The organism is Bartonella sp. P12B (assembly GCF_055796185.1).
Genome location: NZ_JBTTDI010000009.1, coordinates 24,483 through 48,629, shown reverse-complemented (window position 1 = coordinate 48,629; position 24,147 = coordinate 24,483). Strand labels below are relative to the sequence as shown.

At 42.4% G+C, this 24,147-nt stretch carries 27 protein-coding genes, 1 tRNA gene, 1 other RNA gene and 1 pseudogene; 12 read left to right on the top strand and 18 right to left on the bottom strand.

The genetic code is table 11. The annotated features are described in order from the left end of the window. Window positions 1-70: 70 nt before the first annotated feature. Complete coding sequence (gene clpB / locus AC0QT1_RS06525) at window positions 71-2,650, bottom strand: ATP-dependent chaperone ClpB (RefSeq protein WP_473201062.1); 2,580 nt, start codon at window positions 2,648-2,650, stop codon at window positions 71-73. A 421-nt stretch (window positions 2,651-3,071) separates the two neighbouring features. Here clpB and AC0QT1_RS06520 point away from each other — a divergent pair, with 421 nt between their 5' ends. Then, entirely contained in the window at window positions 3,072-4,091 is a 1,020-nt protein-coding gene (locus AC0QT1_RS06520; RefSeq protein ID WP_473201910.1) for a DUF3472 domain-containing protein, read from the top strand. Window positions 4,092-4,322: 231 nt separating this feature from the next. On the opposite strand, the gene AC0QT1_RS06515 is transcribed toward AC0QT1_RS06520, so the two are convergent. Together AC0QT1_RS06515 and yacG (AC0QT1_RS06510) are read right to left on the bottom strand one after the other, a co-directional pair. Then, entirely contained in the window at window positions 4,323-4,493 is a 171-nt protein-coding gene (locus AC0QT1_RS06515; RefSeq protein ID WP_473201060.1) for a hypothetical protein, read from the bottom strand. 65 nt (window positions 4,494-4,558) lie between these two features. Then, on the bottom strand, window positions 4,559-4,732 hold the full coding sequence (gene yacG / locus AC0QT1_RS06510; protein ID WP_473201066.1) for a DNA gyrase inhibitor YacG: 174 nt from the start codon (window positions 4,730-4,732) through the stop codon (window positions 4,559-4,561). Window positions 4,733-5,323: 591 nt separating this feature from the next. On the opposite strand from yacG (AC0QT1_RS06510), the gene AC0QT1_RS06505 reads away from it, so the two are divergent. Then, window positions 5,324-6,343 carry a DUF3472 domain-containing protein gene (locus tag AC0QT1_RS06505; RefSeq protein WP_473201909.1) on the top strand — a complete coding sequence of 340 codons (1,020 nt, stop codon included), beginning with the start codon at window positions 5,324-5,326 and terminating at the stop codon, window positions 6,341-6,343. 437 nt (window positions 6,344-6,780) lie between these two features. Here AC0QT1_RS06505 and yacG (AC0QT1_RS06500) read toward each other — a convergent pair whose 3' ends face one another. From yacG (AC0QT1_RS06500) to AC0QT1_RS06470, 7 genes are all read right to left on the bottom strand, one after another. Then, complete coding sequence (yacG, locus tag AC0QT1_RS06500) at window positions 6,781-7,008, bottom strand: DNA gyrase inhibitor YacG (RefSeq protein ID WP_473201058.1); 228 nt, start codon at window positions 7,006-7,008, stop codon at window positions 6,781-6,783. Between the two features lie 113 nt (window positions 7,009-7,121). Then, the gene (locus AC0QT1_RS06495; RefSeq protein ID WP_473201057.1) at window positions 7,122-7,844 is read right to left on the bottom strand and encodes a Maf family nucleotide pyrophosphatase; all 723 of its coding nucleotides are present in this window, start codon (window positions 7,842-7,844) and stop codon (window positions 7,122-7,124) included. 196 nt (window positions 7,845-8,040) lie between these two features. Further along, a complete protein-coding gene (infA, locus tag AC0QT1_RS06490) occupies window positions 8,041-8,259 on the bottom strand; it encodes a translation initiation factor IF-1 (RefSeq protein WP_004857577.1) in 219 nt (72 codons plus the stop codon). 1,196 nt (window positions 8,260-9,455) lie between these two features. After that, window positions 9,456-9,740: a hypothetical protein gene (locus tag AC0QT1_RS06485; protein ID WP_473201908.1), complete on the bottom strand. Its 285-nt coding sequence runs from the start codon at window positions 9,738-9,740 to the stop codon at window positions 9,456-9,458. Window positions 9,741-10,134: 394 nt separating this feature from the next. After that, a complete protein-coding gene (locus AC0QT1_RS06480; RefSeq protein WP_473201056.1) occupies window positions 10,135-10,716 on the bottom strand; it encodes a disulfide bond formation protein B in 582 nt (193 codons plus the stop codon). A gap of 10 nt (window positions 10,717-10,726) precedes the next feature. Next, entirely contained in the window at window positions 10,727-10,879 is a 153-nt protein-coding gene (locus tag AC0QT1_RS06475; RefSeq protein WP_473201055.1) for a DUF5993 family protein, read from the bottom strand. A 420-nt stretch (window positions 10,880-11,299) separates the two neighbouring features. Further along, a complete protein-coding gene (locus AC0QT1_RS06470; protein ID WP_473201907.1) occupies window positions 11,300-11,518 on the bottom strand; it encodes a hypothetical protein in 219 nt (72 codons plus the stop codon). A 466-nt stretch (window positions 11,519-11,984) separates the two neighbouring features. Here AC0QT1_RS06470 and purE point away from each other — a divergent pair, with 466 nt between their 5' ends. After that, entirely contained in the window at window positions 11,985-12,482 is a 498-nt protein-coding gene (gene purE, locus AC0QT1_RS06465; RefSeq protein ID WP_473201054.1) for a 5-(carboxyamino)imidazole ribonucleotide mutase, read from the top strand. Window position 12,483: 1 nt separating this feature from the next. Continuing rightward, the gene (locus AC0QT1_RS06460) at window positions 12,484-13,638 is read left to right on the top strand and encodes a 5-(carboxyamino)imidazole ribonucleotide synthase (protein ID WP_473201906.1); all 1,155 of its coding nucleotides are present in this window, start codon (window positions 12,484-12,486) and stop codon (window positions 13,636-13,638) included. A gap of 576 nt (window positions 13,639-14,214) precedes the next feature. On the opposite strand, the gene AC0QT1_RS06455 is transcribed toward AC0QT1_RS06460, so the two are convergent. Next, the gene (locus AC0QT1_RS06455) at window positions 14,215-14,490 is read right to left on the bottom strand and encodes a hypothetical protein (protein WP_473201905.1); all 276 of its coding nucleotides are present in this window, start codon (window positions 14,488-14,490) and stop codon (window positions 14,215-14,217) included. 438 nt (window positions 14,491-14,928) lie between these two features. On the opposite strand from AC0QT1_RS06455, the gene ykgO reads away from it, so the two are divergent. From ykgO to AC0QT1_RS06420, 7 genes and pseudogenes are all read left to right on the top strand, one after another. Beyond that, complete coding sequence (gene ykgO / locus AC0QT1_RS06450) at window positions 14,929-15,054, top strand: type B 50S ribosomal protein L36 (protein WP_004863016.1); 126 nt, start codon at window positions 14,929-14,931, stop codon at window positions 15,052-15,054. A gap of 139 nt (window positions 15,055-15,193) precedes the next feature. Beyond that, on the top strand, window positions 15,194-15,988 hold the full coding sequence (locus AC0QT1_RS06445) for a tetratricopeptide repeat protein (protein WP_473201051.1): 795 nt from the start codon (window positions 15,194-15,196) through the stop codon (window positions 15,986-15,988). A 200-nt stretch (window positions 15,989-16,188) separates the two neighbouring features. Beyond that, window positions 16,189-16,399 (top strand): annotated as a pseudogene (locus AC0QT1_RS06440) (hypothetical protein); the annotation flags it as partial. 99 nt (window positions 16,400-16,498) lie between these two features. Further along, a complete protein-coding gene (locus AC0QT1_RS06435; RefSeq protein WP_473201904.1) occupies window positions 16,499-16,621 on the top strand; it encodes a hypothetical protein in 123 nt (40 codons plus the stop codon). 252 nt (window positions 16,622-16,873) lie between these two features. Next, window positions 16,874-17,034, top strand: a non-coding RNA gene (ssrS, locus tag AC0QT1_RS06430) — 6S RNA. A gap of 184 nt (window positions 17,035-17,218) precedes the next feature. Then, window positions 17,219-17,821 (top strand): 5-formyltetrahydrofolate cyclo-ligase, encoded by a 603-nt coding sequence (locus AC0QT1_RS06425; RefSeq protein ID WP_473201903.1) that lies wholly within the window; start codon window positions 17,219-17,221, stop codon window positions 17,819-17,821. 18 nt (window positions 17,822-17,839) lie between these two features. Beyond that, window positions 17,840-18,661 carry a TIGR00282 family metallophosphoesterase gene (locus AC0QT1_RS06420; RefSeq protein ID WP_473201065.1) on the top strand — a complete coding sequence of 274 codons (822 nt, stop codon included), beginning with the start codon at window positions 17,840-17,842 and terminating at the stop codon, window positions 18,659-18,661. A 1,658-nt stretch (window positions 18,662-20,319) separates the two neighbouring features. Here the strand turns inward: AC0QT1_RS06420 and murA are convergent. Then, window positions 20,320-21,615, bottom strand: a complete 1,296-nt coding sequence (gene murA / locus AC0QT1_RS06415; protein WP_473201048.1) for a UDP-N-acetylglucosamine 1-carboxyvinyltransferase — start codon at window positions 21,613-21,615, stop codon at window positions 20,320-20,322. 169 nt (window positions 21,616-21,784) lie between these two features. Next, entirely contained in the window at window positions 21,785-21,937 is a 153-nt protein-coding gene (locus AC0QT1_RS06410) for a hypothetical protein (RefSeq protein ID WP_473201912.1), read from the bottom strand. Between the two features lie 155 nt (window positions 21,938-22,092). Between AC0QT1_RS06410 and AC0QT1_RS06405 the strand changes: the two genes are divergently transcribed. Then, window positions 22,093-22,167: transfer RNA gene (locus tag AC0QT1_RS06405), tRNA-Thr, on the top strand. Between the two features lie 78 nt (window positions 22,168-22,245). Here AC0QT1_RS06405 and AC0QT1_RS06400 read toward each other — a convergent pair. From AC0QT1_RS06400 to AC0QT1_RS06380, 5 genes are all read right to left on the bottom strand, one after another. Further along, on the bottom strand, window positions 22,246-22,392 hold the full coding sequence (locus tag AC0QT1_RS06400) for a hypothetical protein (protein ID WP_473201902.1): 147 nt from the start codon (window positions 22,390-22,392) through the stop codon (window positions 22,246-22,248). A 168-nt stretch (window positions 22,393-22,560) separates the two neighbouring features. Further along, window positions 22,561-23,265, bottom strand: a complete 705-nt coding sequence (locus AC0QT1_RS06395; protein WP_473201901.1) for a lambda exonuclease family protein — start codon at window positions 23,263-23,265, stop codon at window positions 22,561-22,563. Window positions 23,266-23,337: 72 nt separating this feature from the next. After that, window positions 23,338-23,472, bottom strand: a complete 135-nt coding sequence (locus AC0QT1_RS06390; RefSeq protein ID WP_473201045.1) for a hypothetical protein — start codon at window positions 23,470-23,472, stop codon at window positions 23,338-23,340. A 101-nt stretch (window positions 23,473-23,573) separates the two neighbouring features. Then, the gene (locus AC0QT1_RS06385) at window positions 23,574-23,918 is read right to left on the bottom strand and encodes a hypothetical protein (RefSeq protein WP_473201900.1); all 345 of its coding nucleotides are present in this window, start codon (window positions 23,916-23,918) and stop codon (window positions 23,574-23,576) included. Between the two features lie 31 nt (window positions 23,919-23,949). After that, the gene (locus tag AC0QT1_RS06380) at window positions 23,950-24,147 is read right to left on the bottom strand and encodes a hypothetical protein (protein ID WP_473201899.1); all 198 of its coding nucleotides are present in this window, start codon (window positions 24,145-24,147) and stop codon (window positions 23,950-23,952) included.

Genomic DNA, 24,147 nt, shown 5'->3' with positions numbered 1-24,147 from the left:
ACAGGAACACCCTAACAGGAACACCCTAACAGGAACACCCTAACAGGAACATTCTCTTATGAGAATATTTTCAACCCTCAGGCAAAAAAGTCAACTGGTCCCCTTGCTTGACAATTTTCACGGTTGATTCATCGTGAATTTTTCCAAATAAGATATTTTCTGCAAGCGGATCTTGTATTTCTTTTTGGATAATGCGTTTGAGAGGACGCGCACCATAGAGGGGATCATAGCCTTTATTGGCGAGGAATTTTCGCACTTCTGGATCGATCTGCAAGGTTATTTTGCGCTCATCAAGTAACTTTTGCAAATGTTGCATCTGAATATCAACGATTGCTTCCATATCGTGGCGTTGCAATCTCTGAAAGAGAATAATCTCATCAATACGGTTAAGAAATTCAGGACGGAAAGCAGCTTTTACCACATTCATGACATCATTTTTCGCCTGATCGGTTGATTGTCCTTCAGGCAAAGCGGTTAAAAACTCAGCACCAAGATTTGAGGTCATAATCAACAAGGTATTGCGAAAATCCACTGTTCGTCCTTGGCTATCGGTCAAGCGCCCCTCATCCAAGACTTGGAGCAAGAGATTAAAAATATCGGGATGCGCTTTTTCAATCTCATCAAAGAGAATGACCTGATAAGGTCTTCTGCGTACGGCTTCGGTAAGCACGCCTCCTTCTTCATATCCGACATATCCGGGCGGTGCGCCAATCAAGCGTGCTCCAGCATGCTTTTCCATATATTCAGACATATCAATGCGCAACATTGCATTAGCATCTTGGAAAAGAAAAGCAGCAAGTGCTTTGGTTAATTCGGTTTTCCCCACACCGGTAGGTCCAAGGAACATAAAGGAACCAAGAGGGCGATTGGGATCTTGCAACCCTGCGCGTGCGCGCCGGACAGCACGGGCGATAGCTTGCACAGCTTCCCCCTGTCCCACCACGCGGGTACTAATTTCGTCTTCCATGCGCAACAATGCTTCCCGTTCAGCTTCGAGCATCCGATCAACGGGAATTCCTGTCCAGCGTGAAACAATCCGCGCGATATGTTCAGCAGTGACGGTTTCTTCGACCAGATGATTTTGTTGATCATCATTTTCGGCCATACTCAATTGTTTTTCGAGCTGAGGAATAACGCTATAAGCTAATTCTCCAGCGCGTTGAAATTGTCCATCACGCTGAGCAATAGCCAAAGCATTGCGTGCTTCTTCCAATTGTTTTTTCAAATCGGCGGCATGCCCTAATTTTTGTTTTTCAGCTTGCCAAGCGGTTGTCATTTCAGCAGACTGCTGTTCCAAGATTTTGAGTTCGTCCTGCACGGCTTGCAAACGTGTTTTTGCCGTTGGCTCGACATCTGTTTTCAAAGCTTCACGTTCAATTTTCAACTGTAAAATACGCCGATCAAGAGCATCGAGTTCTTCAGGTTTTGAATCGACCTGCATGCGCAAGCGTGCGGCGGCTTCATCAATAAGATCGATAGCTTTATCAGGCAAGAAGCGATCGGTAATATAACGGTTAGATAACCTTGCCGCAGCAACCAAAGCACTATCGGCCAAGCGCACTTTGTGATGTTGTTCGTATTTTTCTTTAATACCGCGCAAAATAGAGATCGTATCTTCAAGATTTGGCTCAGGCACAAAGACGGGCTGGAAGCGGCGGGCAAGAGCGGCATCTTTTTCAACATATTTGCGATATTCATCAAGTGTTGTTGCGCCCACACAATGGAGTTCACCACGCGCAAGAGCGGGTTTAAGCAAGTTAGAAGCATCCATAGGACCATCAGATTTTCCAGCTCCAACGAGATTATGCAGTTCATCAATAAACAGAATGATCTGTCCATTTTCGGCTTGCACCTCAGCCAGCACGGCTTTGAGGCGTTCTTCAAATTCGCCGCGATATTTTGCCCCAGCGATAAGCGCCCCCATATCGAGCGCATAGAGTTGCTTATCGCGCAAAGTTTCCGGCACATCGCCATTGACAATGCGCAAAGCCAAACCTTCAACGATAGCGGTTTTTCCCACACCAGGCTCACCGATCAGCACGGGATTATTCTTGGTCCGACGAGAAAGCACCTGAATGGTACGGCGAATTTCTTCTTCTCGACCAATGACAGGATCCAATTTTCCTTCGCTTGCATCTTTTGTCAAATCGCGGGCATATTTTTTCAAAGCCTCATATTGACTTTCAGCATGGGGGCTTGTTGCCGTCTTTCCCTTACGCAAATCATTGATGACTTGATTAAGGGCTTGAGGCGTTAGCCCGCCCTTTGTTAAAATATCGGCAGTTTTTGCAGCTTTTTCCATGAGAAGCGCTTGCAGCATACGCTCCACGGTGACAAACTGATCGCCGGCTTTTTGCGCAACCTCTTCCGCCATAGCGAAAACCTTTGCCAATGGTTGCGACAAATACAATTGCCCATTTCCCCCTTGAACTTTTGGCAAAGCCTCCAACGATTCTTTGAGTGTCTTTTGAATGAGGGAAAGATCCCCACCGGCTCTTTGAATGAGGGAAGCAGCCAATCCTTGCGGGTCGTCTAACAACACTTTAAGGAAATGTTCCGGCAGAAACTGTTGATGATCAGAAGAAAGAGCGTTCTGTTGCGCTGTTTGCACAAACCCCTGTAACCGTTCGCTATATTTTTCCAAATTCATTTTTTTCCCTTACTTTAGACCACCACCGCACTTTACGCGCCAACCCACCCCACAAGGACGAATCAACCCCTGTAAAACACAACGAACGCGGCAGCATGAAGAAGCGTTGTTGTGTTAAAATGAATATGGGTTCTCACAAGTGCCATAGCAAGAGGCAAAACAGAAAGCTGCTGTCATTTTTCAACAAACCCAGTAATTTTTCATAAAACACCCCACATCAAAGCACCCCTTAATAGCGCACGCCTTAGAGTTTCAATCTCAACGCTCACGCAGAGCCGACAAACGCCCCTTAAAAAACCCCGCTTTAGCCCCTCCTCTTCTCGCGTAAAAAAGAAGGGTATTTATCATTTTGTGTCTTAACAAAATATTGAAGATATGTTTATGGATTGACGTAACTAGATTAGCCACAAAGAGGTTAAAGATGCAGCGTAATGGAAAAAAAGTGCCCTTAATATTTTTATTTCTTCTGATCAGTGCACCAAGTTTTGCGCTTTCTTCCAGTGAGATTGTTACGATGGAGCACACATGGCCTAAAAATGTCCTTTTTGATAAGCTCTCTTTTTTTCAACAAATCACTTACGGTGGTGATCCCCGTTCGATCTATTTTTGGGGCAACCAATTTCAGTTTCAAAATGGCAAAAATGGATATATTGGTTTCTTTAAAAAGGACATCCATACCCTTCACTTTTCTATCGAGAATGCCTTAGGATGGAAAGATGGCAAATGTAAGCATATTACCAAAAAGAGTCCAAGAGTGCGCTGCACAGTTTCCTTACCATGGAAAATAGGGCATCGTTATCAACTTGATGTTTCCAAATCTAGAAATCTTGTTACAGCAACAATGACCGACCTTATCACGAAAAAAACCACCATGATCGGTATCATTGCCATTCCCGCTACATTTGGCAAATTTCATAAATCTTCAAGTTTTATCAAAAATCATTCTCATAGAAAAAAAGGGAACCAGTCGTGTTTTACGTTAGATGCGCAAAGTTCCATTTTTCTGAACCCGATCGGCAACAACACAATCAAAGCAGCGTTAAAAGCCTCTCCTCAGGAAAACTGTAATGACCCTTATGTTGTTCAAACATTTTGCAATAAGCATGGTTGCATCAATAATATCAATGATCTTGGTGGAGTCCCATCGCCCACGGCTCCAAAACTGATTATTGCCAATAAGAAAGATCTTTCGGCACAAACTCTTTTTAATGCCTTAAAGGAAGAGGAGCTTATTGCTATTCGCCTCCAAGACGATCAGTGGGCCCCAAAGATCTTTTTCCCGCCGGCTGGTCCATTAAAGAAGAAATTAATTTTTGTAGACAATCAAGCAACGTCTCACACTTTCCTTGATATCGATAACGACACACAAAAGATAGCCCAAGGGCGGCAAGTTATGTATAGATCTGATGGTAAAAAATGGAAAATGATACAAACATACTAAGTGATTTTTTTCTCTAGGATTCTTCCTTAAGGATAAAGAATCCTGAATCCGCCACTTTAAAAGCACGAGAAAAAAAGCGTAAACTTGATTTTCTAGGCGTTATTTTTCTCAATGCTTTTGTTTTTCCCTTTTCCAATTACTTTCCCCCTCTCATTCTTTTTCTTTATGCGAGGGAACAGAATGCCTTAGCTTGCAAAAACTCTTTGCTAAGGCATTCAGCTTTTTTCGACCTCAAACAGTCAAATTTTTTCCAGCTTCGACCCTATTTTTGCTCGTCAAAGCAAAAGCTTCATACGCTCTCGATTTGAAAGGATTGATTTTTGACAACTCCCCCCCCACTAAGGCTTGCTTTTCTCCAATAGTCTTTGCCTCTTCAAGCCGCCCCTTTGTCTTCTTTCTCACATTTTCTTCTGAAATTTTTTTTCGAATTTCTCTCCACTGATTTGGACTTCTCCTTCTTTCTGCTTTTAAAAGCACAATTTTAGTATTTTTGCGCCTCTCATTTTCACGTCTTCCTCATCAGTGACTTGCGTTAGCGAAGGCAAAATATAAGCACCGGAAATCCAGCGATTAAGATCGATGGCTCCGCATCGTATTGAACAAAAAAGGGAGGCATTTTGTTGTGCCATTTGACCACGAATTGGACAACAAGGATACGCGAGGACGAAGAGAAAATACCCTTTGCGTTCACGTTGTTTTTTTTAATCTTTTCTGTATTTTTGTTGTTTTTTCGGGTATTTCTTAATTTTATTCCTGTTTTATTTTTGATTTTTTCCAGTTTATTTTTTCCTTAATCTTACCCCACCATCGCGCTTTTATTCCCCTCAGCCTTCCATAAAAGAGTCCTCTTAAAAGGATCAAACAAATCCTCCCCCGCATCACAAATGATACCACATGAAGAAGAACCGTAATGTTAAAACGAATCTGGTTTTTATAAGCCCCATAACGAACAACAAGAAGGGAGAGAAACACGATATCATTTTTCAAGAAAATGGGTACTTTCTCTTTGCCTCCACCGAACTTTCCCATTCACGTTCCACTCTTAAAAATTTAAATTTTAACAACAGAAAGAATCGTATAAATAGGATTTTTATTGTAAACAATTAGTATTTTAGGCTATACAGTTTATATTGAAGATAAAGTTATTTTTCTCTTTTTTCTTAACAAAACATCGATTATATTTTTTAATATTTATGAAAATACTATCTTTCTTGTAATCAAGGAGATTAAGTATGAATTATCGTGTAAAAAAGACATTATTCATTCTTTTCTTTTTTCTCATAAGCAAACCAAGTTACGCTGTTTTTGCCGACAAAGTTGTTACGATGGAGCACGAATGGCCTCACAATAGATCATTCGATACATTTTCTTTTTTTCAACAAATCACTTACGATGGTGGACCTCAGTCCATCTATTTTTGGGGGAACCAATTTCAATTTCAAAACGGCAAGAGTGGCTATATTGGTTTATTCAACAGAGGATCCCGTACCGTTCACTTTTCTATCTGGAATGCAACGGGATGGAAGAATGATCAATGTAAACATTTTACCCATAAGGGCTCCGGAGTACGCTGTGAAATTGCATTTCCGTGGCAAATAGGGCGTCGCTATCAATTAGATGTTTCCAAGAAGGGCAATCTTGTTACAGCAACAATAATCGACCTTATAACCGATAAAGAAACGACCGTTGGTGTTATTGAAGTTCCAGAATCATTTGGCAAACTCCATAAATCTTCAAGTTTTGTTGAAGACCATTCTCGTTGGAAAAGGCATCTTACTTCCTGTTATGTATTAAGCCCGCAAAGTTCCACCTTTTTCAGCCCTATAGCTGATTATACATACCAAGCACTTCTGAATGCCTCAGCTAAAGGCCCCTGTAAAGATCCTTATGTCGTCCAAATAGCATGTAAGGGCAGCACGTGCATGAATAGTATAAGCGATCTTAAGGGATTAGCCTCACCAGGAGCACGAGGGATCACCATTGCCAACGGGAAAGATCTCTCAGCACAGACCATTTCGGATAAATTGAAAAAAGAAGATCTTATTGTCATTCGTTTAAAAAATGGCGCTTGGGCACCCAATATCTTTTTTCCATCCCCTAGCTCCTTTATGTGGAAATCAATCTTCGTAGATAATATAGCAGTCTTGAGTGCCTCAATTCATACCCACCATGAGATACGAAAAATCACCACAGGCCAAAAAATTATGTATATGTCTGATGGAAAAACTTGGAAGATTATGAAAACGAATTAACCCATTTCTTTTTATGAAGAAACATTCCTCACCTTCATTAAAAAAAAATGAGCGTAAGGAATAGTTTGTTCCCTCTTTGCGGCTGTTTTTTAACTTTTCTCATGATTTTTCAGATCTAATTTTTATTCTGAATAAAAGAATAGCTTAATTTTAAAAAGTCTTTTGTTTTTTCAAACATCCAACTTCTCTCACCATCTTTATCCCCCCCATGACCATAAAGTTAAAGTGCCCATTTTCTTTAGGACTCGAATTCTTACTCTTCACGGTTCTCAAAAGCCCATATCCCTCAAGACAAGCATTTCAAACATTTTGAGCACATCGTTGTCTTCCCCCTCAGCGCAAATACCTTATTTTTTAAAGAACAGTCTTCTTCTCTTGTCTGTTTGCACCCTTTTCCCACACTCTCAATCACATTTTCAACATTTTAAAACAGCTTTTTAAGCTTCATCATCACTCATTTGCGTTGGCGCAGGCAAGATATAAGCCCCAGAAAGCCATCGATTAAGATCTATAGCTCGACATCGTGTTGAACAGAAAGGATAAGCATTTTGTTGTGCCATTTGCCCACAAATTGGACAAGGGTGCGCAGGACGAAGAGAAGATGATCTTTGCCTTAAATTTATCTTTTTTGATGTTTTTTGTATTTTTGTTGTTTTTTCGGGCATTTTGCTTGATTTTTCACTGTTTTATTTTTTTGATTTTTCTGCTGATTTTTTATTGGCTTTTAGAGTTCTCTGCCTCGTTTTTTCCATTTTGGCTTTTCCCCTTTGTGCAGTTTTTAGCAAATTTCTCCTCTCCAATTTTCCAGAACTGGATAACGATAAGCCAACAAAAGATCCATTGTTTCAGCCAATGGCAAGCCGACCACATTAGAATAAGATCCAAGGATATTAACGACAAAAGCCCCGCCCTTTCCTTGAATAGCGTATCCACCCGCCTTTCCTTGCCATTCCCCAGAAGCAAGATAAGCCCTCATCATGGGGGCCGTTAACCGTTTAAAGCGGACACGGGTTTCAACCAATTTGACGGCTATTTTCCCGCTTTCATTGAGGGCACAAATCCCGCCATAGACCTTGTGAGAGCGCCCCGAAAGGTAGCGTAAACATTCATAAGCCTCGTCTTCACTATCTGGTTTAGGCAAAATAACATTTCCCACGGCCACGACAGTATCAGCCGCTAAAATCATGGTTTTTTCGGCTAACAACTCTGCTTTTTTCTCTGCTGATAAATTTGTTTTATTGTTTTTTTTCCCCCAAAGGAGTGTTTGTTGTGCTTTAAGGGCTTTTTCCCTTGCCAAACGTTTAGCGAGATTTGCGGGATGTTCTTTTAATTTTGGTGTCTCATCAATATTTGTTGCATGCACATAATGAGGATCAAGACCGATTTGTGCCAAGAGCGCCAAGCGGCGTGGTGAAGCAGAAGCGAGCACCAACTGTATTTCTTGAGAAAGATTTTTTTTTACCCGTGCTTTTCCCAAGAAGGTTTTGGTTAAATTTTGCATTTTTGCCCCTCAAGGATAAATTGACGTCATACCCCACTCCTTTTGACGCCATTGATATATTTCAATGGTTTCATGCATTCTTTAAGAACAGTTTAATCTGTTGTCTTTTTTGATTGTCACTTTTGACAAAACATCAAAGGTCTTTTAGAAATGATTAAGAACGCCATTTTCACAGAAAATGCAAACCACCGATCGCTTACTTATAGCGATATGTAATACGCCCTTTTGTCAAATCATAGGGGGTCATTTCGACCATAATTTTATCACCGGCTAACACACGAATACGATTTTTGCGCATTCTTCCGGCAGTATGGGCAATAATTTCATGATCATTTTCCAGTTTCACGCGAAACATTGCATTGGGCAAGAGTTCCGTTACGATACCAGAAAATTCTAAAACTTCTTCTTTTGACATAAATAATCATTTCCTTTACAGTATATATATTTAAAATTATATGCTATTTTTTCTAAGATTACGTAATATTTTTCAGCGTTCATAGCTTATTTTGTTGGTTTTGTGAACAAGAATTCAACACAAAAGGAAAGGTTTTTTCATTAAAGGGGTGTGTCATCAATCATTTTGATAAAATGACAATCTATTTCTCTCTAGCGTTTTGCAATCCTTAAAAAATCAATTCCCGCACTGCTCTTTTATAGAGATTTCCAGTCAGCATTTTTTCTAAAAATTCATTTTCTTTATCGCATTCCTTTCTTTCCTTGAAGGAAGGAAGACAAGGGGCACGCCAATAGGATAAATTGACAGATAATATTTTTAATTCTTTTAAACTTACCCCTGTTGAGAAACACTTAAAAAGCAATTCCTCTCTGTTTGTTCTTTGTTTCAAAAGCTTTCGCCTCTCTGTTAACCTCTTCTTTTGAGAACAAGGACACACAAGGAGTGTCTCGCATTTTCTCCAAACTCTTTTAGCGGATTTTTTCGTCTTCTCTCCAACTCATTCTTCTCTATACTCAGTCCTTCTTCTGATGAACAGGTTCGAAGGCTTCCTCACGCATCTGTTTACAGCCCCGTTTATTTTTCCTCTTTGCGCCTTTTTGTTTCCCTAACAGAGCTCTCCCCTCTATAACTCTCTCCTGTCTTCTTCCCTCTGTTATTGCGTTTACAAAAGCCCATGCTTTACAAAGCTTCTCTCTTTGCTCTTTCACGTTTTCACGCTTTTACATTTTTACATTTTTACATTTTTACAGAAAACATCAAATCTTTAACACTCTTCTTAAACGACAATCCTTTCAACAAAGGATTTTTACCCATGATTGATTTTTCAGAGCAACACATCTGTCAACTTTTATTTTTGAATTTACTCAGGCTTTTTTGTCTTGGCTCCAACCAACGAATAAAAAGTTGATCCATCCCAACCAAACAGCCACAACTTTCTTTGAGCACTCTCACACATTGAACGGACATCCCACACGCACACGATCGTTGAGAGAAGCTTCTTAAGCTCTCATACGTCGCCCCTAGGGGGCCCCACCGACAACAGGAGTTGAGATGAGCTTAGAACAGAATCGCCCACAAAAGAGAGTTTTTCCCCTACTCTCTTCCCATAATCACGCTCACAGCATACAAAACAAAAATAAATTGCCCCTAACGTCTTACCCTTTACAAGCTGTTTTTGTGTGGTCTTGTTTTGCCCCTAAAACCACAATTTTCAAAACAGCCAAGAGATCCAATTCTTCCTGTTTTTTCTGTAGAATTACAGTTACAATCCTTATCTCTTTCAGCAACAAAGGCCTTCCCCCTAAAATTGTAAGAGGCAAATTGCAACAATCCAAAGGAAGCAGGATGATTTTTTCCCTCATTTTACAAACCCGTTCTGAGGGTATAAACGCACCAATAAGCCACCATAGAGCGGCAGCCCCCACTCCAGTGTGAGGCATACTGCGGAATGAGCGAAGAACAAATAAAAGAGAGGTCCGTTCATAACAAACAGACCTCTCGCAGAAAATTATTCTTGCCAGAATTTTTTTCTGATTTAAACAAGCACCCCTGAAGCGTTAACACTACCCCTGAAGCACTAGAGTGAACATTAAACTACAACCTATAGTAGCATAGAATTAAAAAAGTACAAGAAAAAAATTTTCGTTAAAGGGCAAGATTTAAGATTGGCTCAAGGAGACAGAGCAAGAAGGCATTGATTTGTTTTACAAAGATCAAGATTGTAAAGAAGGTTTCTCTCGCGCGTTTTTTTGCAAAGGAAGCATAAACAAAGAGACGGACCTTTTTCCATGACCATCTCTTTAAGTAAGGCTTAAGATATCTCTCTGAAAATCTTTAAGGGGCATTAGAGGACCAGCTTGAGAGCAACTCGTACCTTACGGGATCATCAGCACATTGACCACTACCACATTCAAGGATTGTCGAAATCAAATTTGCCGCAATTAAGAATATAAATAAGAAGCTTGCTGTTTGGCTCAAAATTGGTAAAGGAGCGAATGTTTTAATTTTATGTGCCAATTCGCCTAGAATCATGAAGATAGAAACGGCAAGAATACAAAGAAGCGAGATAATGAGTGCCCACGTATAGAAATGCAATCCAAAGAACGTTGAACCATATCCAAGATCATCTGGTGTAATATGCAAGAGCACTTGTCTGACAGCTACGATACTGGTCACCATACACCCAAGAATAACCATTCCATAATGAGTATGTTTGATCTTATAATGAATATTGAGCAAGAATCCACATCCGGCCAGCATCAACCCGACGCGTTGCAACAGACAAAGTGGACAAGGTAACTCGAATTTTACCAGTTGATAATAAAAGGCTACGACCAAGACGATGGATAAACCAATAAGTCCTAATGTATTCATAAAGATGATGAAATGAGGATTTTTTCTTTCAACATTTTCCATGATTATTCTCTCAAAAAGACAAGTTTAAAGTAGAAGTTGCGTGGTGATTAAAAGTGAGAAGAATGACAAGTAACAAAAGAGCCCACAAGACATAACTAACGTTTTTTTTGCCACACACAGTAGTCACTGCTGCACCCAAAGCGATTAAAAATGGAACAAACATGGTTTTAAAATCTCCTTTCTTATTTTTAATGCATAAAATATTATAAAATTGGGCAAAAAAGAGACCATGAATTTATTATACACAACTCACCCTCCTCTTTTCTTATCTTCAGCAAGAGTAGAGAAAGCAAAGGAGTATGTAGAGTATCAACAGTAAAGTTCAACAAAACGATTTTCTTACGTTGATCCCTTTAATTCCCAAGAATAGAAGGGCTCTTTATTTTTTCCCAGCACTATTGTCAATAAAGAATCATTTAAACGAGCAAGTAAGCTTTCTGTGCTGAAACTTTTGCTTTTTATATTTGTTTTTTACAAGGAATCTGTTTTATTTTTAACGTATTTTTGCCATAAAGATTTCTTTTTTAAGCAGCAATATTTTACATTACTCTTTTTCGAGTCCCTTAAAGAAAGTCCACACTCTTTAAGCAGCCAAACCCTTGAGAAACTTAGAAGAAAGGGATTTTTCGAGAATTTTATCCTCTCTCTTCTCACCCGCCGCCCCCGCAAGAGGCAACGGCTCTTTTGAAAGAACTGCTTTCCACGCCAAGAGACTGCAAGCCAAAAGAGTAAAGACTTTTCTCTTATCCACATTATTATTTGACCAAAGCCAATGGAGCACCGCTGCTCTTGAAACCAACATCCCTCAAGGAGAGGACAGGAGGGAAGAAAATCTTCACTTTAACTTCAGTTTTTTAACATTGCGTCTCAATTGAAACATTGCAAACCGCAGAGATTTGCCCTCTCACGAGCGCGAGCAAATTCCTTCGGTTCTTGGGAGCAAGCCAACGCGATTGCTTTTTACCTACCGTTTTTTATCTTCCATTTCTCACCTTGAGTTTTTTACCGGGGCACCCTATCTCTTATAAAGATTTATTTTTCTAAAAAGACTTCTACGGAAAACACTATTTAGAGAGAAGGAAAGATCTCTCACCATTTTATCAAGCTTTCTTTATGAGATCTGTATGCGCGCTTAAAGCAGAGTTGAAAAAACTGTTGTTCTCTTATCAATTAACTTTGCAAAGAGCCTGTAAAACTCTTAAAAGAAGAGTAAAAAGAATGACAGAGAACACTTCAAAGAGCGCATGCTCTTAGAGAGAGGATAATCAATGACGAACAAATCCTATGATGTAGCGATTTTAATGGGCAGTCAATCGGATTGGCAAACAATGCGTCATAGTGCGGATATTTTGACCTGTCTTGATATTTCGCATATTTCGCAGATTGTCTCAGCCCACCGCACTCCTGAACGCCTTTATCAGTTTGCGAAAGGGGCCAAAGCATCGGGTTTTAAAATTTTGATAGCCGGAGCGGGAGGGGCAGCGCATCTTCCTGGTATGTTAGCATCACTGACACCTCTTCCTGTTTTTGGCGTACCAGTCCATTCACACTCTTTATCTGGTCAAGATTCATTGCTTTCCATTGTGCAAATGCCAGCTGGTATCCCTGTTGGCACCTTAGCGATTGGCAAAGCAGGTGCTATTAACGCAGCACTTTTAGCGGCAGCAGTTATGGCAGTTTACGATGACAAGCTAGCAAAGCGGTTGCAAGATTGGCGCCAGCAACAAACAGCCAATGTCGCGCAAACCCCAATCACTGAGGTTTAAAATGACCCAATCCTCTCTCTCACCCAACGCATCCCCCACACCCAACGCACCCAACACATCTCGCGCCTTCCCACGATCACCTTCGAAAAGGGTTATTGGTTTAATAGGCGGAGGGCAATTAGCACGCATGTTAGCGATAGCAGCAGCAGAATTAGGCTTTCGAACGGTTGTTTTTTGCCCTGAAGCGGATTGTCCGGCTGCCCAAACAGCGAATGACCATATTATTGCATCCTATGATGATACTTCAGCCTTAGATCATTTTATTTCTCTGTGTGATCTCGTGACTTATGAATTTGAAAATCTTTCGCTTCAAATGGTTCAATATGTAGAGCAAGGCAAAAGTGTTTATCCCTCTTCGAAAGCGTTAGAGATTACGCAAGATCGTCTTTTTGAGAAGCAATTTTTGCGCGAGCAAAACATCTCTACAGCGTCTTGGTATGCTGTCGATGATTTTTCTTCTCTCCTTTCCGGCCTTTCGGTATTAAAGGGGCGTGGTCTTTTGAAGACGCGCCGTTTTGGCTATGATGGGAAGAATCAAATAATGCTCGATCATCCCGAAAAACAAGCGCTTGAGGAAACTTTAAAGGCTTTTCAGGGGCATCCATCGATTTTGGAAGAAATTGTTCCTTTTTTAACAGAAATTTCGGTTATTTCGGCCCGCACCAGCAAAGGGGAACATGTTTTTTATGATTGCTCTGAAAATCAGCACAAAAACGGTATCCTTCACACATCATTTGCCCCCTCGTGCATTCCGCTTAGCGTCCAAAAAGCGGCCCAAGAAATAAGTGTGACAGTGATGGATGCTTTAAATTATGTTGGGGTTTTATGCATTGAATTTTTTGTTCTCATAGATGGCAGTCTCTTAGTGAATGAATTGGCGCCTCGTGTTCATAACTCTGGACACTGGACACAAAAAGCGTGTGTGACATCACAGTTTGAACAGCATATCCGTGCTATTTGTGGACTTCCCCTAGGCAGCACATACCGCCATAGCAATTGTAAAATGACCAATCTTCTTGGCAACAATCTCCATGAAGTTGAATATTTTCTCAGACAAGAACACACATCGGTTCATTTATATGGCAAAAGCACTGTACAACCGCTTCGCAAAATGGGGCATGTTATCCAATTAACAGGACCAGCCACCAAATTTTAAAAGTACTCTCTCAACAAGATTCTACACACAAGAACAAAGCAAAGGGAAGCAAAGGAAGAAGCCACCAGACGCTTTAGCAACATTTTCTCACCCCCCTGTCCTTCAGCGTCCTCTTCCCCAACGCCCTCTCGAGCTCCTTCCTTACAAAACCATAAATCTTAAAGCTGCCCTTTCATAGCACCACAACGCTTCTCTCACCCCATGGACACCCCCTGATCGTCATAGCTCTTGCCTGCCACCCTTAAGAGAACATTTGCCAAACACTTCCCCTTTCTCTCACTACCTTCTTCCCCACGCCCTCTTCCCCAACGCCCTCTCGAGCTCTTTCCTTATAAATCCGCAAATCTTAAAGCTGCCCTTTCATAGCACCGCCACTCTTCTCTCACCCCATGGACACCCCCTGATCGTCATAGCTCTTGCCCACCACGCTTAAAAGAACATTTGCCAAACACTTCCCCTTCTCACCACTCTCTTCCCATACCCTCCATGCCCTCTCCCCCAACGCCCTCTCACCCCCCTTCCTTACAAAACCACAAATGTTAAAGCTTGCCCCTTCATAGCACCACAACGCTCCTCTCAACCCATGGACACCCCCTGATCGTCATAGCTCTTGCCCACCACGCTTAAAAGAACATTTGCCAAACACTTCCCCTTCTCACCACTCTCTTCCCATACCCTCCATGCCCTCTCCCCCAACGCCCTCTCGAGCTCTTTCCTTACAAAACCACAAATGTTAAAGCTTGCCCAAGCACCGCAGCCTTTATTGTTTGCAGCATTGTTTTCAAATCTCGTCCATCTCCTCTTTTTGAAGAGCATGCCTTTTTTGCCACCCTCCTTATTCTCAAACACCATGGACGCCCCGCGCCATACCAGCGAACAGTTCCCCCACATGCCTCACCCAGCAAACAACCCCCGCATGCCCTTCTTGCAAAGACAGTGCATCTTTCCCTCTCCTCACCTTAAGAGGAAATTTATAAGAGATCCATACTTGACAAGAAGAAGACTTTTTGTTAGAAGGAGCGCAGTTTTTTTTGCAATTTTCGCTTATTTATTGTGTTTATAAGAAGATCAATGCGTCCCGATGGGGTGCGTTTTTATTTTGTGATCACGATAGAGAAGTGTATAATTAAGTGTTATAGTGCAATCACGATAGTATGACATACTATGAGAAGTCATTTGGTAGAGTCTACCAAGAGTCTAATGGAATTCAATTCTGTTAGGAACGCATAAAGTGTCGAAAGAGTGGTTCATTATGGTATTGCGTTACATGAATGTGAGACGGTGAGTATCATGAAAATTAAAAATTCGCTTAAAGCATTGAAGGAGCGCCACCGTAACAATCGTTTGGTGCGCCGTAAAGGTCGTGTTTATATCCTCAATAAAACAAACCCGCGTTTTAGAGCCCGTCAGGGTTGAGAGTTTTTGTGCCTGCTTTTTGCGGGCATTAAAGCTTTATATCTCTCAAAAAATATTTTTTTCTCAAGAACTAATTGTGAGATTATTCCGGTTTGCATCTCAGTTGCGGTACGCTTTTCTCTTTAGAGAAGTTGTCTTGATGTGTTTTTTTATTTTTTTTAGAGCTTTGCCATTAGGTTTCTTTTGTTTTTTTCGGCGTAATTTTTTGCATTCTTTTGCACATTCTCTTTTTGTTGTTTTCAGCATTTTTTGTTTCATTCCTGCTAGCTATGGGCAGAAACCTCCTTCACTTCCTGAAGATCATCCCTCGCCCCAATTGTTTTTGCCATTAGATGAATTGATCCCCAGTGATTCCCCCTCAGCACCAGCCCCCTCTGATTCTAATACATCTGCGATGATTTTAGAAGATTTTGTCAATGCCCCTTCCTCTGTTGACAGAGCAAAGCAGCGCAAAGAGGCAGAAGTTTCACGTCTTCTGAAAGAATTAAAATTTTGTGCGAATATTCAAGAAGCCAAAAAGATAAGCGGTCAGCTTCAACGTTTATGGTCACAATCGGGCAGTGAGACCCTTGACCTTTTGATGTCATGGGCTGAAAATGCGATCAATGCTGACAATTATGGTCTTGCTCTTGATTACATTGACAATGCCCTAGTGCTTGAGCCTACTTACGCTGCAGCTTGGATAAGACGCGCGTGGATTCATATTCAACTGAGTGACTTTAAACTTGCCATGCTTGACCTTAACCACGCTCTAGAGCTTGAACCCCGCAATTACATAGGTTTTTTTGAGCTTGGAGTTACCATGGAAGCAACGCAACGTCCCAAACTTGCTCTCAAAGCCTATGAAAAAGCCCTTGAATATTATCCGCAAATGCAGCAGCTTCAAAAACGCCTTGAGGTCCTGTTAGACGAACAAACCGCACAACCTCTTTAAACTTAACCAAGCCCTTTAAACTTAACCAAGCCAAACTGCCCCACTCCTTTAAAACTTCCCTCTGAAAATGCCGCGATCACGATAAGAACATTGCCAATTGCCCTTTACCGCACTGCCCCTCAAGCGTTACGGAATACAGATGGATTACCATCCCTCGATGTGACAAACTTACCCTCCCGCCCCTTAAACCCTACTCACCTTTAAGCCTCCGTAACCTTAACCACGCTCTAGAGCGTGAGCCACGCAATTACATAGGTTTTTTTGAGCTTGGGAAGAACCATGGAAGCAACGCAGCGTCCCAAACTTGCTCTCAAGACTGATGAAAAAGCCCTTGAATATTATCCGCAAATGCAGCAGCTTCAAAAACGCCTTGAGGTCCTGTTAGACGAACAAACCGCACAACCTCTTTAAACTTAGCCAAGCCCTTTAAACTTAACCAAGCCAAACTGACCCACTCCTTTAAAACTTCCCCCCCCTTTAAAAGTTACCTTTGAAAATGCCGCGATCACGATGAGAACATTGCCAATTGCCCTTTACCGCACTGCCCCTCAAGCGTTGCGGAATACAGATGGATTACCATCCCTCGATGTGACAAACTTACCCTCCCGCCCCTTAAACCCTGCTCACCTTTAAGCATGCGTGATCTTAACCCCTGCTTTAGAGCATGAGCCACGCAATTGACAGGGCATTTTTTGAAAAGGCACTTTTTGAATTTGTAAACTCCTAGAAGCAAGATGGCTCTAGCTCTCAGAAACCCTCAGGCGAGAGATTTTTGTCATCCACCACCCGACCAAACAATAGCTTATTGAGGACAACTCTAAAGAGATTGCATTGAGATGATTTTATCTCTAGCTGAAAATTGAAAACTGTTTTATAGTAAGAGAGGGTGTTCTGCACTTCTCGACAGGAAATAACGTATTCCTGAGACCTTATTGATCTCCAAGGGAGCTGTCCCTGAGAAGGCCCGTGGGCTTTTTCATATGGCGCCCACCTATTTATTTAGGTTCCCGGGGTCAACTTTTTCCATCGGCTGTTGCGGATCACCTCTTTTTAGAGATGAAGCGGATTATGATACTTTTTTCAAGAAATTTGCGCATGTTTTATAGGCTAGGGCTTTATTCTGTTACAAGACGATAGACATAAAATCTTTCATAAAGAAATGGGCTTATATAAAGCAATGGGCTTTCATAAGGGAAGAAGCCTTTCTAAGGCAATGGGGTAGAGAGACCAATGGAGACAAAAGGGCGGGAGTCTGCTTCACAATTTCGCAGCGCGCTACGCAAAATGGGCTTATCAAAGCGTGATGCTCTTGCGTCAAAAGAGCGGACTGTTTTTTCGCAGCGTGCCTGTTCTTTAATTCTTGAGAGTCTTGAAGAAAAGGGTGCTGATTTTTCACGCATGATTCTTGCGGGTTATTTGCCGATTAAATCGGAAAGTGATCCGCGCCCTTTATTAGAAGCCATTGCATTGCGTGGTGGGCGTTTAGCCTTACCAGCAGTTCTTGACGAAACCACGATGGTTTTTCGTGCCTTTTCGCAAGACATGGCGTTAGAACCGATGCGCTTTGGCACATTCGGTCCTGGTAAAGACCATGCGGTTGTTATACCGAATGTGATTATTGTTCCCCTTTCCGCATTTGACAAACAATGTCACCGTCTTGGTTATGGAGGGGGCTATTATGATCGCGCGGTTTGCGCTCTTGAAAAACAGGGGCATCAGATTAAATTATTAGGTTTAGGCTTTTCATGTCAGGAAGTTGAATCCATTCCCCATGCTGAGCATGATCTTGTGTTGCAAGAAATTTTTACAGAAAAGGGTTCCTTCAAGCGTTAAAATGTGATTAAAACGCCTATGCGTTTTTTGTTTTTAGGTGATATTGTAGGAATGACAGGTTGTAGGGTTGTTTTTGAACAGCTTCCGCAACTGATCAAGAGATGGTGCCTTGATTTTGTGGTGGTGAATGGTGAGAATGCCTCTCACGGTTTTGGGATCAGCCAAGAGACCTATCAAGATCTTTTAATGGTAGGTGTTGACGTTGTCACAACGGGCAATCATGCTTTTTCGTGTCAAGAAACCTTTCAATATGCGCATGAGAGCGATCGTTTTTTACGTCCAGCCAATTTTATGAAAAAAGCTCCAGGCAAGGGTTCTGATATTTTTACGGCTAAGAATGGCGCCCGTGTTCTTGTTGCGAATCTTTTGGGCAGTGTTTTTATGCCGTGCAAGGTCATTGATCCCTTTGAAACGGCTGAAAAGATTTTATGTGCTTGCTCTTTGATGGAACAAGCCGATGCAATTATTTTTGACTTTCACGCAGAAACGACGAGTGAGAAGCAATGTTTCGGCCATTTTCTTGATGGTCGTGTAAGCGTCATTGCAGGAACGCATACGCATATTCCCACGGCTGATGCACAAATTCTGGAAGGTGGCAGTGCATACTTAACGGATGCGGGAATGTGTGGTGATTATAACTCATCCCTTGGCATGGATAAGGAAGAACCTCTCCACCGTTTTCTCTATAAGAAGAAGCAGGATCGTTATGAACCCGCAAAAGGCCCAGCCACTCTTTGTGGTTTAGCGGTTGAACTTTCAGACCGCACGGGCTTAGCAGAAAAGGTTTCAGCCGTCCGAATTGGTCCTCATTTAAAGCCTGAAATTCCAGATTTTTGGTAATCTCTTTCAGCGCTTCCTTTGATCATTGCGCTCCACTGTTTTAAGCAACACTTTTTGGCAAGCAGATTTTTCAACCCCACCCAAAACTTTCCCCCCACCAATGAAGAGAATAGCAGCGCAAGGGAACAAGATGAGCGCCAACAAAAAACAGTTGTAAAAACGGTTGCAACACGCAGTCAATGCCGCACACACTCGCGTCTCAGCGTTACACACGCTTCCATTTCAGCGTCGCACACACTCGTGTTAATGATAAAATTTTTATGATTTTCAAAAGGAAGAGAAAGAGGCCCCATTGGGATATTTCTGCGGGGAAACATGAAAACCTCTTCCCTGAGACCTTCCATAGCGAATAATTTCTTATTAAGCAAGAGCTTCTTTAAATTTTTTTTACTTTTATAAAAAATAAACCACCAACTTCCCTTAATATTATTAGATTTAAGCTCTATAAAATTTTTCAGGAGGCAAATACTCCTCATAATATTGCCTCACCACACTATTGTCTCAAGGACCAGATTGTCTCACAAGCATGAGGCATTTTTATTGAGAGATCGGTATAAAAAAGCAAAGAGGGGCATCGAGTCTCTCAGTCATTTTTTGCAAACGCGCCTTGCACCTCTCTGTTTGAATTTTTTCGTCTTTCATCTCTTTTGAACGGTTCTCTCTCACGGATGCCTTGCTTATTTTTTGAGCAATTTCCCTCTCTTGCGCAGCCCATTTTGTCTATAGAAATAGCGTTAAACTGTTGACTTCTCGCTCGCACCTTATTCCCCACCGGGTACGAGCGCGCTTTTTGCATTGATCTTCTGGGAATAAAAAGCACAGACCTCGAATACGCCTTTTGCTTTTCGTTCCATGCCCCTTGGAGAGAGTAACACCTCGCACCCTCTGCGACATTCTAAAAATACGAAAGAGTATACTTCTTTCCCTTCTAGATTTGAGCTCTCTGTTTCCCCCCTCAATCATCGCGGCGACGCACAAAATCATCAGACTTAACTTTTGATCTCTTTCCCCTCTAAAGGACGAAACTTTCCAGCAGTATCGCCCTATTTACAGACCGCCCTCTCTCAATTGGTTTCGCTTACTGATCACACCCCCTCATGAGTGATTTCCTCAAGGGCTCCATTAGCCAAACCCTCTCCTGAAGACCACCACACTCTTAAAAGCACTTGATCTCTCAATTTATCCCTAGCTTTTCTCACCGCCCTATAGTGTCCTTACAGCAAAACATGACAATTTCAGGAGATGAGCAATAAAAATGAAAAGAGTCTTTGTTGATTTTTTTATAAGAGGCAGGTGCCTTTAAGCTCTCTTATTCTTGCTCGCCAAAATCCTAACATCCTCCGCTCTTTCATCCCCCCATTGATTGAAAAAATCAACAAACCTTGGTTCTTAAGCTCAAGGCTCTTAAAGCAAAGGCCCCCGCAAAGAGAAGAAACATGCGGAGAGAATTCAAGCTGTTACGCGTTGGAGAGCACCCCATTGCGCTCATTTTTGCTCCAGCTTCCCAAAGCCGCAATTACGATGAGAAACACGAGTTAACGCATAACATCCTCCGCCCTTTCATATCCGCCATTGAAAAAATCAACAAACCTTGGTTCTTAAGCTCAAGGTTCTTAAAGCAAAGACCTCCGCAAAGAGAAGAAACATGCGGAGAGAATTCAAGCTGTTACGCGTTGAATGAGAGCACCACATTGCGCTAATTTTTGCTCCAGCTTCTCAAAGCCGCGATCAAGATGATAGACACGGTTCACGACAGTTTCGCCCTTTGCCGCCAGAGCAGCAATCACAAGAGAGACGGAGGCGCGCAAATCAGTAGCCATCACGGGCGCCCCTTGTAGTTGGTCTGTTCCATAGACGGTTGCTGTTTGCCCATCGAGTTTGATCTGAGCGCCCAAACGGGAGAGTTCCTGCACATGCATAAAGCGATTTTCGAAAATTGTTTCAGTGATTTGCGCGATTCCCTGAGCTCTTGTCATCAGTGCCATGAATTGCGCTTGGAGATCGGTTGGAAAATCGGGATAAGGTCCCGTTTTGATATCGACTGGCATTATTTTTGATTGCAGTGGATTTCGTTTAACATGAATTCCTTTAGGTTTTATTTGAATATCGAGTCCGGTTTTTTGGAGGACTTTGAGCACTTTGGTCAGATGGTTAGGGTTTGCATTTTTGAGCAAGACATCGCCGCCTGTCATAGCCACCGCCATAGCATAGGTTCCAGCTTCAATACGGTCAGGGATGACCTTGACTCTAGCCCCATGAAGTTTTTTCACCCCCTCGATTGTGAGTGTTTTAGTTCCTTCCCCGACTATTTTTGCCCCCATAGCATTGAGGGTTCGAATAAGATTAGCCACTTCAGGTTCACAAGCAGCATTATCAAGAACGGTTGTTCCCTTAGCCATCGTTGCAGCCATCAGCATGACATGAGTTCCACCAACAGTGACCTTAGGAAAACAATATTGTGCACCTTTTAGTCCCCGAGGAGCTTTAGCATGGACATATCCATTTTCGATAGCAATATGGGCTCCTAAAGCTTTAAGCCCCTCAAGGATAAAATCGACGGGTCTTGTCCCGATAGCGCATCCCCCAGGCAATGAGACATAGGCCTCACCACAACGCGCGAGCAAGGGGCCGATCACCCAAAAGCTTGCGCGCATTTTTTGCACCAATTCGTATGGGGCGCGTGTTGTAACGATTTGTTGTGCGGTAAAATGGATTGTTCTTGCATCTGTACAATCGTTGTGGACTTTTTGCCCATCGACAGCATATCCCACTCCATGATTATTGAGAATACGAATAAGCAATTCGACATCAGCCAGATGTGGAATATTTTCTAAAGTGAGCGTTTCTTCAGTCAGCAGCGATGCAATCATAAGAGGCAAAGCAGCATTTTTTGCCCCTGAGATAGGAATAATTCCTTTAAGTTTTTTGCCACCAACAATTTGAATAGCATCCATAGGTGTTTTCCCTTTTTCCCTTTGTGTTTCCCCTTCCAAAGGTTTTACCCCCTTGAGAAGTCATTTTTGTTATAATTTTAGAATGGAATCGGCAACTTTAAGACGAGTCCTCAATGTTAGAACGAATCAGAGTGGATTTTGGTTGCAAAGAAGTCATAAAGGACATTTTTTAATTTTCTGTTTGTATTCTTTTTCGACTTTGCTCTTTTCGGCGCTTTAAGTTTTGGCGCAATTGTTGAGCTAATCTTTCTTGGCGTCGTTTTTGTTTTTCATCTTTGTGATTAAGTTCCTGTTGTTTCTGATCCCTTTGTGTCATCATCATTACGCAACCTTTTATGGGTTTTTTAAAGCAACTTATGGCTTTTGTATAAGCAGTCTCTGTCATGACACAAGAAGTGTTTTCTTTCAAGAATGCAGAAATGTTCTCTTGCCTATTTTATGACAATATGGCACAAGACAGCGCACAGATTGCAAAGGGCTGCGGTAGCTCAGTGGTAGAGCACTCCCTTGGTAAGGGAGAGGTCGAGAGTTCAATCCTCTCTCGCAGCACCATTTTCTCCAGCATTCCGCCCACTTTTTACGGTATTTTCTTCCCCATTTTGCGCTCTTCCATTCCCCGAAAGTATAGTCTCACGCTATCGCTCTTACCATCACCCCATTTTCACCACCCTTTGATCCTCTCTTTGCGAGATCATGAGATCTTTTCACATCTTTTAATTCTTCAACACTGTCCTCTCCGCACAAACACGCTCCATCCCCCTTCCACCAAACTCTCATCCCACTCCGCGCAAACACACTCCCCCTTCCACCAAACTCTCATCCCACTCCGCAAACACACTCCACTCCTCCACCAAACTCTCATCCCACTCCGCAAACACACTCCACTCCTCCACCAAACTCTCACCCCTCCCCAGCAAACACACTCCATCCCGCTCTACAAAACTCTTACTTCGTTCCTCTCCTTGTGCCCCTTTCTCGTGTATGCTTTTTTCTTGTCTCTCTTTCAAAGACATTTTCCCTTCGCAGACCAAATCCTGTCTCAGCAGACTTAATGTGCTGTACCATGATCTGCAAATCCTCATTAAAACGGTCAATTTCACTTTCAAGTTTTCGAATATAAACTTCATCACGATAAGCGCGCTTAATCAAAGGCGGCATATCCGGCCAATAGAGCATTAAATCCACCCATTCCCGTTGAGCGATCCACAATCCTCCCTGACATTGTGCTTTATGTTCTTCGGGAAAACTCTTTTGATAGAAATACGGGATAAGGATTTCGGGCTTTTTAGTTTTAATTTCCAACACTCCTTCTTTTCCAACAAAAGCATCAGGAGAAAAACCTTTCATACGATCATCGGCGAGAACAAATCCAATACATTCAGGCTGAGTGTTGGTGAGTGTTCCATAAAGCTGTCGCGCCTTTGGTTCTAGCTCTGTTCCGCGCCGCATAGAAAATGTCGTTCCCTCATCGACGATTTTGCCAGTGATTCTTTCCCCAGCCAGTTTCATCATAAGAGCATGATATCTTGAAGTTTTTTGTCCCTGTTTTTTTCGTGCCATCACCATTTCAAACAAAGAAGCGGTAATCAAGCCATTGCGTGCTTGTAGCCATTGCTCTGTTCCCTGAACACACTCGATAAGTATTGGCATCACCCTCTCCCCACACTTTACTACATTTTTTTACAACCTTTTAAGCACCCTGCTTCCCATACCGCCAATCCCTCAGCAGCCGGCAAGATCTTCCCGCAAATGCCCCCCAAGCACTTCCCCCAGAGGCTTCCCCTCCCTTCCCATACCTACCCATACCTGCCCCCTCCATCCCTCCTGCCCCCCATGCATCAACGCATAGATAACCAATGTGCTAACGTTCCTATAAAAACGCCCCTCTTGATCTTATGCCAAGCCCTTTCAAAGACCCCCGCATCTTTTACCCGCTCTGCTGACACCCCCACTCATGCTCATCCCCCCATGCTCACCCCCGCCACCCTTCCTTGGAACCCATCGCCTCCTTTGCCCAACAACTGAGAAGCTTTTAAACATCCTGCTCCCCATACCGCCAATCCCTCAGCAGCCGGCAAGATCTTCCCGCAAATGCCCCCCCCAAGCACTTCCCCCAGAGGCTTCCCATACCTACCCATACCTGCCCCCTCCATCCCTTCTGCCCCCTCCTGCCTTCCCCAAGCACAGCATATGCCTCCGCTCATGCACAAGGTATACTTCCGCCCCCATGCATCAATGCGCTCATACCCTTGTACACGAATACCCTTGTACAATGCCCCACCCCGCATCTTGGCTTTGCGCAAGATCTCCTTTCAATATGCTGTTACAAAATTTTCAATCATGGTGTTGCACAATGGAAAAATCGTCTCGCTGATATGTTTCGGCCAAATTTTTCGCGACACACTCTGCAACCTTTGTTGAACTGAAGAGGATTGCATGGTGTTTTTGTGGTTCGAGTCTGATTGTATTTTTTATATTTCCAGCGTAATAGAGTGGAAATCCCTGATAAAAAGTCTGAAGATAACTTGCCAT